Consider the following 13,630-nt stretch of genomic DNA (forward strand, 5'->3'; position numbering starts at 1 on the left):
GGGAATGGTTATGGGTGCGACCGTAGAATCGTGTCAAAATGGTAGCGAACTTAGAAGTTTGTGGTTTCGAGTGCAAATCCAACGAGTTGGTTTCCCTTCGATCGCGATCGCCCTTTGTCTAGCATCTTGGCCGACGAGTCCGGCATGGTCTCAGTACTTTAAACCCCGCCTCTCCCCCCAAGAGAATACCCTCGTCGATCCCCCCACCTTCTTGAATTGTTCGACCGTCACGCCCTATGCTTTTTACGGTCACCTGCCCTATCCCGAAGCCGTGCCGCAAACCTTAGTCGACATTGGCAACGGCGAACGGATGGAACGGTCTGCAGCGGTGAGTTTTCGGCAAATGCAGCTAGCGGCGGCCAGGGATGGGGTCACATTGGTTCCTCTGTCGGGATTTCGAGATATAGCCCTGCAAACGGAGCTGTTCTACACGATCGCCGCCCAAAGGGGTCAAAGCCTCCAACAGCGGGCTCGCGTCTCCGCACCACCGGGTCACAGCGAACACCATACCGGTTACGCCATCGATATCGGCGATGGAGCTGACCCTTGGTACGATTTCACTCAAGATTTCGAGCTAACGGCAGCCGGACAATGGCTGATGAAAAACGCCCACAATTACGGGTTCGAGCTTTCCTTTACCCGAGATCACCCCTGCGTCAGTTACGAACCTTGGCATTGGCGATGGGTGGGCGATGCTGATAGTCAATTTCTATTTCAAACCGCTCGGGAGTTAGTTCCCGCCATTCCTGCCGAGCAACCGACCCTGGGCAACCCACCCCCAACCTTCAAGAGCGACCTGAATCCAAAATAAACTCAACCCAAGCCAGTCCTTCGACGGACTCTTTGGCCGCCTCCTCGAGAGACTCAGCGATCTTAGGCGCACCCAAATACAAGGAGCTTCCGAGCAACGTCACCATCACTAATGCCGCACCCAACAGGACGCGGGGGAATTTCCCCGATGGCTCGGTGGGTTGTTCGGCCGTTGAGAAACAAGCGTCTTGAACCTGTGCGCTCCAATCGTTTCCGCTGTCGATATTCCAGCATCTCTGGACCAAGTCGCGATCTCGAGCCGTGAAGTCCGAATGAAAGTCGTAGTGAAACATAAGCCTGTGAAAATCGATATGGGAAGGAATCGAAGGGATGACGTTTTAAAGGGGAAAACTCTGTAGGAGTTGACCTGTGGAGTATTGCCGCCAAGCGTCTCCAACTCTCGAATTCCGTTCTTATTCAATATCGGCTTTTTTCGCGATCGTTTCGACGACACCCATCATCTCCATGGGTGAGTTCGATCGACTTTTTGGGAGATCCGACACAATGGAGATTGCGATCTAACACACATATTCAGCAATTGGGATCGAGCAATTGGCACATCACCGCGAGATCGAGAGGTGCCATCGTTGCAGCGCTCGCAGGTGCAAGGCGAGCAAGATGCTCGCACTCGCGCAATTATCCCAATAGTCAACTAACTTCCCGCAGAAGCTGCACCAAACTCCTCTTGTAGTGCTTCATCGTGGTCGTCGGCGATGGTGGCTACCACGGTAATCGATCGAGAAATTTCTCCAGGGTTGAGGTCTGACACCGAGCGAGACGATAGCACGACGATTTCGTCACCGAGCATCCCAAATCGAGCTTCGTAGGTGCTAGACCAATTCATTTCCAAAAGTCGGCGCATCATTTCGCTTTCATTTTGAGCCGGCAGTTTCAGCACCGAAGACCAAACCGTCAGCGTATCCTCTTCCGTCGAACCTGTCAGTTGTACGAAAACCTGAACGCTGCCGTACTTAAACTTCCACAAGTGCCCGGCATCGCTTTGACCGACGAGCACTTTTTGGTCTTCCGCCAAACTAGCAATAACCGTTTCAATTTCCCGAACGTAGTCAACACCCATGGATTCGTCCACGAGTACGTCAAGGGGTATATCATCCCGAGCTGTCGTCATAATTTGTCTCCACTGACTCGCATTCTTGCCAAATTCACTCTAGCGTTTTGGGCAACCTAATGACCAGTATTTGTGAGGTAGGGAGCGTAGAACGCTTGAATTGAAAGGCTCGCACGAATCGCTCGCTCGCTCGTTTTTTCCTGTGTCACACCACAAGATCTGTTCGTTATAGCGCTACGTGCTAGGGAACGGGGAACAGTAGACTCTCAGATAGTTTCAGGATTTATAAATGTCCTAACTAATTTGCGTAGTGCTATATATCCAGTTCGGATAATCACTGACAATTAAGCGCCACCCGATCCATCTCTTCTTTAAATCTCTCGGTCGGCGTTCCCTTGCGTCTCACCCTTAACAAGGGGTCCGACCTCTTGCAGCGGACGCGGGGTTCGATCGCTCCCGATGTCCCCGATTCTCACCAAAACTGGAATTTAACGTCAGTTTTGCTTAAGCTATCTCGCGAGGATGCAGGCTTTCCAAGAGGTTCAGGCACTCAGCCAGCCGATCTTCATCGAGGCGACAACACGCTCGTCATCTGGTCACTGGGGAGATGAAGTACTCCATCCCCCGATCCGGAGTTCCCCGTTCCCCATTCCCCACCCTCACCCGAACCAGTCTTATCCAAAACTGACGTAATTTACGGTACCCACAACGCCCTCCAACGCTTCAACGAACGAATCGGTGACCGATGAAACGCCATCGGGTGAAAGAACTCAGACCGCGTGGTTAAGATCGTCTTGATAGATAGCGGTAAAGTCCCTGAAATCTCCTTTAGTATCGTCGTGCTCTAACCTGGATCGTTCGTAAGAGACATGCGGTTCCCTAACCGCCACAGATCGAGACATCCGGTTCCTCTCGTTTTCCTGACTTCAAACTGTTACTCTCGTACCGACATTGAGATGGCGATCGCTATATATAGAGTCTTAAAGCCTTGTCAATAACAGGGCTGCGATCGATTCTTTCAGAGTTAAAAAAAAGTTATTTAACTTTATCTTTTAATTTAGCAATTCATATGAATTGCCTGGCAGACAACCCTCATAAAGTGTTTTATTCTGAAAAAAGATTAAGTATTTCAAAAAAACATAAACTTTCATTTCAAACATCCGGATGAATAGCTGTTTAAATGGAGAGCGGCTGCGCCTTCGGACTCAGATCGCCTATGGAGCGGGTGATTTTGGTCCTTCTATGGCCGGCAACACCTTAATGGTGTTCTTTTTCTTTTTCCTGACCACGATCGCTGGGCTGTCGCCAGCATTAGCGGGATCGATTCTGCTTATCAGTAATATCTGGAGCGCTCTGAGTACCGTTATCGTTGGTATTTTGAGCGATCGTACCCAAAGTCCTTGGGGACGGCGACGAATTTGGATGTTCTGTAGCGCTCCGATTTTGGGTCTCGGTTTTTTTCTCCTGTGGTGGTTGCCCCCCATTGAAGGTTGGGGTCGTTTTTGTTACTACCTCAGTGCGGCGCTGCTCTTTCAAACCGGTGCCAACGGCTTTCTGATTCCCTACGGCGCGCTTGTCACCGACCTGAGCGACAAAAGCCACGAACACGTTCGCCTCAACAGCTTGCGTTTCGGATTTTCTCTGGCTGGGTGTATTGCAGCCCTCCTACTCGCCCAAGGACTAGCCTATTGGGTCAGCGAACCCCAACAACAGCTTTGGATAACTGGAGCGATTGGAGGGGTGGCGATCGTTGCGTCGATTTTCGCCAGCTGCTGGGGAACCGTAGAGCGTCGGGAACCCACCAAAACCGATGTCAAGCTCAACTGGGAAGAACTCAAGCTACTGCTGGGGAACCAACCCTTCACGATCTTGATGGGGATTTACGCCCTCTCCTGGCTAGCTCTGCATATCACTCCAGCCATTCTGCCCTATTTCATTGTCAACTATCTCGAACTCGACACCTCTGCCATTACGACGATCGTTCTCATCATGCAGGTGACCTCTTTAGCGAGCCTGTTTATTTGGGAACCCTTAAGCCGACAGTTCGGTAAAAGAACCGCCTTCTGGCTGGGCAGCAGCGTGTGGATTTTGGGACAGTTTGCTCTGTTTTACCTGCAACCGGGACAAGTGTATTTGATGTACGGCGTGGCTTGCGCCATCGGATTCGGCATGGGGGCAACCTATGTCGTTCCCCCCTCCATGTTGCCCGAAGCCATTGATTGGGACGAACTGCGCACGGGTCAGCGGCGAGAGGGTTTGTACTACAGCATTCTCATGTTTTTGTATCAAGTCACCTTAGCCTTAGGATTGTTTTTCGTCGGTCAGTGGTTGGCACAAGCTGGTTTCCACGAAACCGTACCGGGTCAGGCAGAAGTTATTCAGCCCGAATCGGCACTGATTGCCATCCGCCAAGTGACTTTTGCCCTACCGGTGCTGACAATGCTCGGGAGTCTGGCACTCACCTACTTTTATCCCATCAACTCCACCGTGCATCAAGATACCGTATTTCAATTGCAACAACGGCGCGTTGCCGCCTCGAATTCTGTCAATTAACCCGCGACGCCCTTATTCGAGCTTCTTCCATCCCAGGCGATTTTCGAGAAAGAAAATACTCAAACCGAAACCGGTCTAGTATTTTCTTTCCAGGAAATTGCCTTAATTTCTGAGAGCGCTTTTGGCTAAAAGTAACGTTAGTTTTGGATAATATAGTCATTCTGAATAAGAATGGGACAGTAGAATTCAAAACCATCTCGAATTATTCGGTGTTTCAGGCTCTGGACGTGTACCACTTTTATTCAGAATGACTATATTGTTTCAGGTGAGGGTGGAGAATGGGAAATCAAAAATGGGGAATGGAGTATTTTTCTCCCCAGCGTAGTGCGATACCCAGTGTTGCGATCTCACTTTCGAGAGACTTGCTGATTTCCCGAACATCACCCAGAGTCGGCATCCCGGCGAGGTCGCGCTAGCAAAACTGACGTTATCGCAGTCGCCACGACCCTGTTTGACAACACCAGACAATTGTGAACTCTGACTGAAGTCGTCCCCCCTGCGCTCGTTGCCCCCCGAGAGCCAGCGAAGCCCACCTTCACGAGTGTCCTAATTGCTCTGGCGACGGCGATCGAAGTAGACGTTATCGGAGTGAGTGGGCAGTCTGTCTGGCGGAATCTGGACTTTGATAGCAGTCATTGCACTGCCCCAACAACTTTCTACTTGGGGTCTATAACGCGCGAAAACAGCTGTCATACCGTCAATCGGCGCTTATTTCACACTGGCTTGAGTTTGTTCTGGCATCGCGCCGGTTGTTATCCCATCGTTGCGGACGGCCCGGAACATTCCAAAGCGGCATAAACCCGCACCAAATGCTAACCGCATCAGTAGCAGCGTCGGCACTTCTCGCAAGGATTTAATTAAACCCGAGACCCCAAAACGCACCAATCCCAGGGGTCGCGCTACCCCCTGCCAAATGGAATCGAGCCAAGAGGGAAGGGTTTGTTGCGTCCAGTCATCGGTGACGACTTCACCCTGAGTCAGTCCCGTTTCCGCAAGCTGTTCCGAGAACCCTTCGATACTGGCAAATGCGGGATGAGACCATTGATCGAGTAGTTGCCGCATCACCGGTTTTTCCCAGAAATTCAGTGGGTTTTGGCGATCGTCCCGTTGATTCCAGTCTGCCACGACCAAGATGCCACCGGGTTTGAGAACTCGCATTAACTCTCGGGCAAAAACCGCTTTATCTGGCATATGAGGTCCAGCTTCCACAGACCAAACCACGTCGAAGCTGGCATCGGGGAAGGAGAGGGCCATGGCATCATCCACCATAAAGATGGCATCAATACCTTCGGGGGTCAACTCCTGAGCGCGTTTCACTTGTTGGGGGCTGATGGTGACTGCGGTGACTGCAAATCCGTAATCTTTCGCCAAAATACGGCTGCTGCCGCCAATGCCACAGCCGACATCCAATACGGTCGTACCGGACGGTAATTTATCGAGACCCCCCCAACGCACCATTTCACGAACGAAGTCGATTTTCGCGGTGATAAACTCTTTGCGTTGAGGCGGCGAACCGTAGTGACCGAGGTGGATGTGTTCCCCCCAGTAAAACTCTAAAAGTCCGTCATCCGTCCATTCATCGTAGGAATTGGCGACGGATTCCGAGGATTGGTAGCGGCGAGGAACCAGCAAATACCATGCAATCGCGATCGCTAGGACGAGCGCCACAAATCCAAACGTGTAGGTATAGAATCCAATCATTGATGAGAAAGCGTAATATTTTGTAATAATTTTATTTTTTAATGTACCACGCTCCCACCTTCTCCTTTTCCTTTTTGACCCCGCTTCCGGTGACGTTCTCTCAAGTTCGGTTAAATACCGATCGCGCTTTTCATAGAGGTAGAACCCAAGTCAGGTCGGTGGGCAGTTTGATGGCTCGCGTACAACTACAGTCACTGCATTCAAAACGGCTCACTCTACTAACCCGTCAGCATATTTCTCCCCTTGCCTCCCCTTTCTCCCCCGACTCCCCCGGCTTGCCTACACGAGAATCTTAATACTTCTAGCGAGATCAGGCCGCACGCTCGAAAACTTGCCGAGAGGGAATCCGGATGGTGAATTCCGCACCCATTCCGTCACCGGAATGGCATCGAAGCGATCCCCCGTGTTTTTCGACGACGATCTGGTAGCTAATGGACAATCCCAAACCCGTTCCCTTCCCAACAGGCTTGGTAGTAAAAAACGGATCGAAGAGTTTCGATCGCACCTCTTCGCTCATTCCCGGTCCGTTATCGGCTATCCGAATTTCCACCCAGTCGCTATCGAGAACGGTGGTGCGAATCCAAATCATGCTTGGATGGCGCTGAATTTCATTTGCTGTGCGCGATCGATTGTAATCGTCCAAGGCATCGATAGCATTGCTCAAAATATTCATAAAGACTTGATTGAGCTGACCGGGATAGCAACCGATCTGGGGTAGCCGAGCGAACTCTTTAATCACCTGAATCCCAGGATGGTCGGGCTTGGGCTTCAATCGGTGATGTAGAATCATCAGGGTACTGTCGAGTCCATCGTGGAGATCCGCTTGTTTAATCTCAGCTTCGTCCAGACGGGAAAACATCCGCAACGAGCACACAATTTCCCGGATGCGATCGGTCCCCACGTTCATCGAATTCAGGAGTTTGGCTAAGTCCTCACACAGAAAATCTAACTCGATGGCTTCAATTGCGTCGGCGATCGCCGTTGTCGGTTGGGGGTACTCGCGCTGGTACAGTTCGACTAAACCCAGTAAGTCGCGAATATACTCCTTGGCGTGACTCAAGTTGCCGTGGATAAAATTCACTGGGTTGTTAATTTCGTGAGCGACTCCCGCCACCATTTGACCCAAGCTCGACATTTTTTCGGTTTGAATGAGTTGGAGCTGAGTTTGTTGGAGTTCTTGGAGGGTACGCGCGAGCTGTTCGGATTTTGCCCGTTCTCGAGTTTCGCTTTCTCGCAACGCCGCAACGGCGAGCTTGCGTTCTTCGATTTCCTTCTGTAATTGTTCGTGTTTTTCGAGTTGTTGAAAAACCTTCTCGAAGGTCTGAGCTAAGAAGCCAATTTCATGATCGGGCATTGCCGATGGCAGATTGAAGGTTTCGGTCTTCTGGCTGCGTTCGAGAGCGTGATGCAAGCGTTTGATGGGGCTGAGTACGATCTTGTGCAGGGCTAACCCCATCACGACTAAAATGCCAAGGGTGCCCACGGTCATAGTTACCGTGGATGTAAAAAAGGTCTGCCACGAATCTTGCTCGATCTGTTGCAAATCGAGGATCGCGATCGCCAGTCCGCGCTTTCCCTGAGTTTCAAAGATATAGCTGCTGAAGGGCAAAATTTCGACGAGTACCTTACGATCGCCCATCGTCTGGTGTAAGCTTTGAGACATGCCCGTGCTAGCAGCGATCTCCATGGCTCCTTCGATGTGAGTGCCAGTTTGTTCCTGGGTTGGATACACTCCCCAGTCTGAGGCACTATTGGCAAGAATCTGACCGTCGGGATCGATAACGGCAATTTGAACCACCGTCGGCAAAGTCGCGTAGTTCTGAACGACCCGTCGCAAATTACTGGCATGACCGAGTTCGATCGACCCTTCCGTGGCAAACTCCAAGCCTTGGGTAATCGATTGGGCGCGGGTTTGCACCTGTTCTTTCAAGCCGGAACGAACCAGGTGATAGTTCACCCACATCGCACCGAGTCCCACCGTAATTAAAGACAGGCCAAAACCAGCCAGGAGTTGCTTTGCAAGGCTGTGCTTAAAAGATTGAGGGTAATCGCTCATTATCTCCAGATATCGATGGCAGCAGTGACAGGTTCGGCATTAATCTCAACATCGTCGCGCACGATCCGACCGTGGCGCGTATCTTCGCGCAACCAGCGACCGATTTGTTGAGTGGCCGCCCATAGACGTCCCTGTGGCTCGAACATCCGTCGATTCATAACGGTGTCACCTTTTTTTAGCCCTGAATAATCGCTTGAAAAATCTTCCGGACTTTGTCCGAGTTGTTTGGCAACCGAGGCAAACACCGTTTTGGGTTGCGTTTCGATTGCTTTCATGAGATCGAACCAAGTGGCAATAAATTGGGTTAAATCTGCTTGATGTTTTTGAATGAAGCTCGATCGCACTGCTAAGCCATCGATTACCAAGCTATCAACTTCTTTCGTAGTGTAGATGATATTACCATCAATGGCGCTGGCGGTATCGCTCAGTAACGGCTCCCACACGACCGCCGCGTCCAAACGACCTTCTTTCATGAGTTGAACCGTCGTCTCGTTCGAGAGGTTTTCGATCTTGACGCTCATCGGGTCGACCTGATTCAGTTTCAAGGCTTCGAGCAAAATCAGATGATCGATGGTGCCGAGTTGAGCGCCAACGGTTTTGCCGCTCAGATCTTTGACGGATTTGATCCCGGGTTGAGCGACAATGCCATCAGCCCCGGCAGAAATATTGGTCACCATGATGAAAGCTGGACGATCGTCCCCCGGATCGGCTTGCATCACGTCCCAAAGGGGAACGAACGCTGCATCGAGAGTCCCTCGAATCATCGCTCGGGTGGCATCTTGAGAGTTCTCGAACAGGCGGAACTCCACCTTGAGACCGCGTTTTTCAAACATCCCCGCTTCTTGTGCGTAGAGAACCACATCAAAGCCGGGCCATCGATTCATTCCCACTCGCAGGGTTTTCAGTTCGCGATTGAAGAAGGTATTGCATCCATTGAGAAGTAAAACGAGCAGGAACCCAATGGTAAAGAGTCCCAAGAGTGAAGGTAGAGATCGAGCATTGAATTTCCTGTTTCTAGCAGTCTGCCCCGAACAAGTTGCTGGAGTAGAGTATGACATTAGGGTTTGCTCATCAAAATGCGGCAGAGAACATAAGTGGTAGTGACCTATACTGCCAGCATAATCAAATAATTTGAGTAATGCCTAGTTTTTTTCATAAACCTTATATTGATATCTTTTATATTTTCGAAGCCCGATCGATTTAGGTTGAGATGTTGCGATCCTGAGTTTAAATTGCAATGGGCTTTTCTGACGGACGAATAAATTTCATCTTTTTAAAGATCGTGCAAACCCGATCGAAATCCGTAATCTTACGGATGTCAATTCTAAAATAACGGTTTCTTCAGCCATGATTTATACGTTTTGGGTCTTCGATCGCTCTCTAGACTGAAGGATATAGTCATAGTTTTCCTGAGTTCGATCGGCAAAGTTTCTTCAAATTATGCCAGCTAGAGTTTAAGTTCAGTCTTCAGATGAATTGTCGCTCCTAGGGGGTCTGTCAATAGACCCAGACGTAAGCATTCAACGATCGCAGATCGACTTTCAGCCATCGAGTGGGAGAGATTTATCCCTTAGAGGTTCAAACAACAAGTGACGATTCTCAAAAAAATCGCTCGATACCGCGAGATGATTTCTATTTTCTAGTGAACGATCGCATGACTTTAGGTGCAACTTGCACGTAGGGCATTGGCTAAGTGCTAAATGCTTACCCCCAAACTAAGTCAATTGAGGGTGATATAAATCACAGATCTAACAAACGGTATTTTATGGCTTAACCTATAATTTTGAATTTGCCGTGAGTCAATATCAAAGTGTAAAAACCTATTCCAGGCAATGCTTTCAAAAAATAAGCATGCTTTTTTTGTACTAACTAAAAAGTAGTTGGCTCTGAATAAAAATCCAATATATTTATTTTTTATTTGCATTCTCCAATAAATCTTTATATAAAAAATCAGTAGAAATACTGAAGGCAATTGCGAGCTGAATCACTTCTACTAGAATTAGGAACAGTTCAGAAGTGAAATCGTATCGATAGCGAATCGAAAATTTTTACTTTGATATTCGGTCGGCTTGCAAGCAGTGACGTAATTCATTCGAGAAAGAGTCAGCTTTCCTAAAACACCAAAATTGAGCCAAGACTATAGCCCGACGCCAAAGAAAAAAGATTGCTCGCACAAAAATTTCAATACACCTTTTTTTGAAGATGAAAGACTCCAGTCTATCGCCTCAGTCAAATTATATTTTAGGAATTAACGCTGCGTATCACGAATCCTCTGCTTGCTTAATTCATAACGGAGAAATTATCCTCGCTCTTGAAGAAGAACGGCTCAACCGAATCAAGCACACCAAACCTGCCCGCGTCGATAATGCCGACGAACTGCCCATTGGTGCGATTGAGTTGTGTTTGGAAACAGCCGGGATTACCTGGCAAGAAATCGATCGGATTGGATACTCTTTCGACCCCATCAAACGCCTCAAAAATAAAGATTATTCCGAACCCGTTCTCCCCGGAGACTGGGGAAGTACCGAAGGGGAACAACTATTCTACGAAAAACTGCAACAGGTTCCCCAAAAGCTGAGTCAACTGGCCCGAGAAGATATTACCGCCAAATTTGAATGGCTCGATCACCATTTGTGTCACGCCGGTAGTGCCTATTTCGTCTCTCCTTACGACGACGCTGCAGTTTTAGTGGTGGATGGTATTGGTGAATTTGAATCCACCACCTTCTATCACGGCAAAGGAAATCGCCTCAACAAACTCAAGACGATTGACTATCCCAACAGTCTGGGATTTCTCTGGGAAAAATTCGCCGAGTTTTTGGGATTTAGCGAATACGATGCCTGTAAGGTGATGGGTTTGGCATCCTACGGTAACTTCAAATATTACGATCGCGAATTCCGGCAATTACTCACTCTCGAATCGGGAAGCTTTCAACTTGACCCCAAAATTCTCCAATTTCGGGTTCACGATTTTAGCGAACTTGAAAAACTCTTCGGTCCCCAACGAGAACCGGGCGGACCACTCGAAGAACGGCACATGGATATTGCTGCCACGTTGCAAAAGGTAACCGAGGAAGTCCTCTTAGAACTGGCGAATGACTTGCACCATCGCACCGGAAGCCCCAATCTCTGTCTGGCTGGGGGGGTTGCCTTGAACTGCGTTGCCAATCGCGTCCTGCAAGAGAAGACCCCATTCCAAAATATCTACATTCAGCCCGCAGCAAATGATGCGGGAACAGCGATTGGGGCGGCCTATGCGATTTGGCATCAAATGCTCGGACAGCCGCGCAACTACGTGATGGAACGTCCGTATCTGGGGCCGGAGTATTCCGACGAGAAAATCCAAACAGTTCTCGACGCACACCACCTCAACTACCGTCGGTGCGACAACATTGAGGCAACCGCAGCCAAGTTGGTGGCTCAAGGGAATATTGTCGGCTGGTTCCAAGATCGTATGGAAATGGGTCCTCGGGCACTGGGAAGTCGGACCTTGCTGGCAGACCCGCGCAACCCCAATATGCGAGATATCCTCAATCATAAAGTCAAACATCGGGAGCATTTTCGACCTTTTGCCCCGTCTGTGTTAGCCGACAAAGCCCAAGCCTGGTTTTGCATTGAGGACTCACAAATGCCCTCAGATTTTATGCTCTTTGCCTACGAAGTGCGAGAGAGTCAGCAGGATTTGATTCCAGCGGTGATTCATGTTGATGGCACCAGTCGAGTACAAACAGTGCGATCGCAATCTCATCCCAAATACTATCGGCTCATTCAAGAATTTGAAAAACTCACGGGAGTTCCGATTGTTTTGAATACATCCTTTAACGATTCCGAACCGATTGTCTGTAGTCCCGAAGATGCGGTGAATACTTTTGGGAAAACGAGAATTGACTATTTAGCGATCGGGAACTTTTTAGTCTCGAAAGGAGAATGCTAGTGAGTGCTTTAACTGTAATTCCAGAACAATCGAATTTATTTACGCCCGTAACGGATGCCTATGGTTCTCGCCTTGCATTGGTATTTGGGAATGAGGCGAAAAGCGGTCGGTGTCCGTTTTATCAATATCAATGCCATCATTGCGATATCGGTGCGGGAGAAGGGGTTCAGTTCGATTTTCCATCGAACCGCCAGCGCCTCGAATTTTTCCAAGATTACTATGCCGATTTATTGGTAAATGTTCGCCATCTGTTAATCTATAACTCCGGTTCGACGTTAAATCCTCGGGAAATGACCCGAGAAACCTTTGCTGCAATTTTTACCTATGTTTCGGGTTTAAAAAACTGCAAGCGAATTTCCCTCGATTCGCGTGAGATGTACATTACATCTAGTAATCTCGATCGCCTAGGTTCATATCTGGGAAGACACCAAAAAGCTAGCATCATTTTGGGGGTAGAGTCTCAAAATGATGGGATTCGGATGACAAAATTGAAAAAATTGATGTCTAAAGAGGCGATCGAATATGCCTTTTCGATTGTCGGTGCGCATTCCGAGAAAATTGGCATCGATTTTAATATCGTGTTTCAGCCCCCGGAAGTTGTGGGAGATGAGGCGATTGCAGAAGCTGTGACCACTTTAGAGTATGGCTTGCATCTCTCTGAGAAATATGGTGTTTCGATTGATTTCAATTTTCATCCCTACTATCCATCGACTAAAAGTCAAGGACTGTTTCCTAATCATCCTAGGGCTAATTTAGAAGATGCACTTCAAGCTTTAATCTTAATGAAACAGTGCGTTAAGGAGCGCCAAAGTTCGGCGAAAGTTTTTGTGGGTTGGCAAGATGAAGGGCACGATCGCGAACAAAATAAAAGAGCAGAGGAATTAGAACGATATCTCGAAGTATTCGATCGATTTAATCGTTCTCAAGATATAAGTCTATTGACTCAATAATTTAATCACTTCTGAATAGAGTGCGTATTACTCCACCCAAATTGTCTCTGTATCTAGCTCTCTAGAATAGAGTATTGATGTAATTGCGCGCGAACCACAATCAAACAATAGATCGCGTTTTGCTTATATGAAGCAGAGCGCGATTTTCTATAAAGAATAGATAAAGAAAAAACGAACGTCGCATCTTAAAAATTTATATTTTATGTGCCAGTTGTAAATTTGGAATCTACGAGAGTAGACCTTCTTTATTTTCGTGCTCTAATAATAAAAGCTTCCGGATTTTATTATTTTTCTCAGTATATTGACATAGAAGCAGTGTTCGCTGGGAACTCATTCGGCGAACGAGACGATTCATCAATCGTCTATTATCGATTTTTTATTCTTTCACGGCTATCCAAGCATAGATATCTGATTTTTTATCGATATACGATCTGAGCCGATTTGCTGATTGACAATCAGCACTGATTTATTTTTTCACACTTTAACTTAATCGAAAAAAATCTTGCAAGCTAATTCTGAAAACTGAGTTCAGAGTGCCATCTTATCCGTTCGGGGAAA

The 13,630-nt window shown here is 48.2% G+C and carries 9 protein-coding genes; 4 read left to right on the top strand and 5 right to left on the bottom strand.

What is annotated here, in order from left to right; translation table 11 throughout:
• The first annotated feature begins 10 nt into the window (after positions 1–10).
• Positions 11–811, top strand: coding sequence for a M15 family metallopeptidase (locus AC2215_RS07450; RefSeq protein ID WP_486809337.1), 801 nt, complete (start codon positions 11–13; stop codon positions 809–811).
• Here the strand turns inward: AC2215_RS07450 and AC2215_RS07455 are convergent.
• Together AC2215_RS07455 and AC2215_RS07460 are read right to left on the bottom strand one after the other, a co-directional pair.
• Positions 786–1,103, bottom strand: a complete 318-nt coding sequence (locus AC2215_RS07455) for a hypothetical protein (RefSeq protein ID WP_486809338.1) — start codon at positions 1,101–1,103, stop codon at positions 786–788. The two genes, AC2215_RS07450 and AC2215_RS07455, sit on opposite strands and share 26 nt — an antisense overlap.
• 359 nt (positions 1,104–1,462) lie before the next feature.
• Complete coding sequence (locus tag AC2215_RS07460; protein ID WP_486809339.1) at positions 1,463–1,939, bottom strand: YbjN domain-containing protein; 477 nt, start codon at positions 1,937–1,939, stop codon at positions 1,463–1,465.
• A gap of 1,104 nt (positions 1,940–3,043) precedes the next feature.
• On the opposite strand from AC2215_RS07460, the gene AC2215_RS07465 reads away from it, so the two are divergent.
• A complete protein-coding gene (locus AC2215_RS07465) occupies positions 3,044–4,432 on the top strand; it encodes an MFS transporter (RefSeq protein ID WP_486809340.1) in 1,389 nt (462 codons plus the stop codon).
• A 708-nt stretch (positions 4,433–5,140) separates the two neighbouring features.
• On the opposite strand, the gene AC2215_RS07470 is transcribed toward AC2215_RS07465, so the two are convergent.
• The 3 genes from AC2215_RS07470 to AC2215_RS07480 form a co-directional block, all read right to left on the bottom strand.
• Entirely contained in the window at positions 5,141–6,133 is a 993-nt protein-coding gene (locus tag AC2215_RS07470; protein ID WP_486809341.1) for a methyltransferase domain-containing protein, read from the bottom strand.
• A gap of 310 nt (positions 6,134–6,443) precedes the next feature.
• Entirely contained in the window at positions 6,444–8,189 is a 1,746-nt protein-coding gene (locus tag AC2215_RS07475) for a sensor histidine kinase (protein ID WP_486809342.1), read from the bottom strand.
• Positions 8,189–9,166, bottom strand: a complete 978-nt coding sequence (locus AC2215_RS07480) for an ABC transporter substrate-binding protein (protein ID WP_486809343.1) — start codon at positions 9,164–9,166, stop codon at positions 8,189–8,191. Before AC2215_RS07480 ends, AC2215_RS07475 begins: the two co-directional genes overlap by 1 nt.
• 1,225 nt (positions 9,167–10,391) lie before the next feature.
• Between AC2215_RS07480 and AC2215_RS07485 the strand changes: the two genes are divergently transcribed.
• Both AC2215_RS07485 and AC2215_RS07490 read left to right on the top strand, forming a co-directional pair.
• A complete protein-coding gene (locus AC2215_RS07485) occupies positions 10,392–12,122 on the top strand; it encodes a carbamoyltransferase family protein (RefSeq protein WP_486809344.1) in 1,731 nt (576 codons plus the stop codon).
• Positions 12,122–13,072 carry a hypothetical protein gene (locus AC2215_RS07490; RefSeq protein ID WP_486809345.1) on the top strand — a complete coding sequence of 317 codons (951 nt, stop codon included), beginning with the start codon at positions 12,122–12,124 and terminating at the stop codon, positions 13,070–13,072. Before AC2215_RS07485 ends, AC2215_RS07490 begins: the two co-directional genes overlap by 1 nt.
• Positions 13,073–13,630 lie beyond the last annotated feature (558 nt).

This window comes from Zarconia sp. (assembly GCF_057467645.1).

Bases quoted from the DNA above. Each gene is read 5' to 3' on its own strand.
- AC2215_RS07465 (WP_486809340.1), top strand. From the start codon at position 3,044: ATGAATAGCTGTTTAAATGGAGAGCGGCTGCGCCTTCGGACTCAGATC.
- AC2215_RS07485 (WP_486809344.1), top strand. From the start codon at position 10,392: ATGAAAGACTCCAGTCTATCGCCTCAGTCAAATTATATTTTAGGAATT.
- AC2215_RS07470 (WP_486809341.1), bottom strand. From the start codon at position 6,133: ATGATTGGATTCTATACCTACACGTTTGGATTTGTGGCGCTCGTCCTA.
- AC2215_RS07475 (WP_486809342.1), bottom strand. From the start codon at position 8,189: ATGAGCGATTACCCTCAATCTTTTAAGCACAGCCTTGCAAAGCAACTC.
- AC2215_RS07460 (WP_486809339.1), bottom strand. From the start codon at position 1,939: ATGACGACAGCTCGGGATGATATACCCCTTGACGTACTCGTGGACGAA.
- AC2215_RS07450 (WP_486809337.1), top strand. From the start codon at position 11: ATGGGTGCGACCGTAGAATCGTGTCAAAATGGTAGCGAACTTAGAAGT.
- AC2215_RS07455 (WP_486809338.1), bottom strand. From the start codon at position 1,103: ATGTTTCACTACGACTTTCATTCGGACTTCACGGCTCGAGATCGCGAC.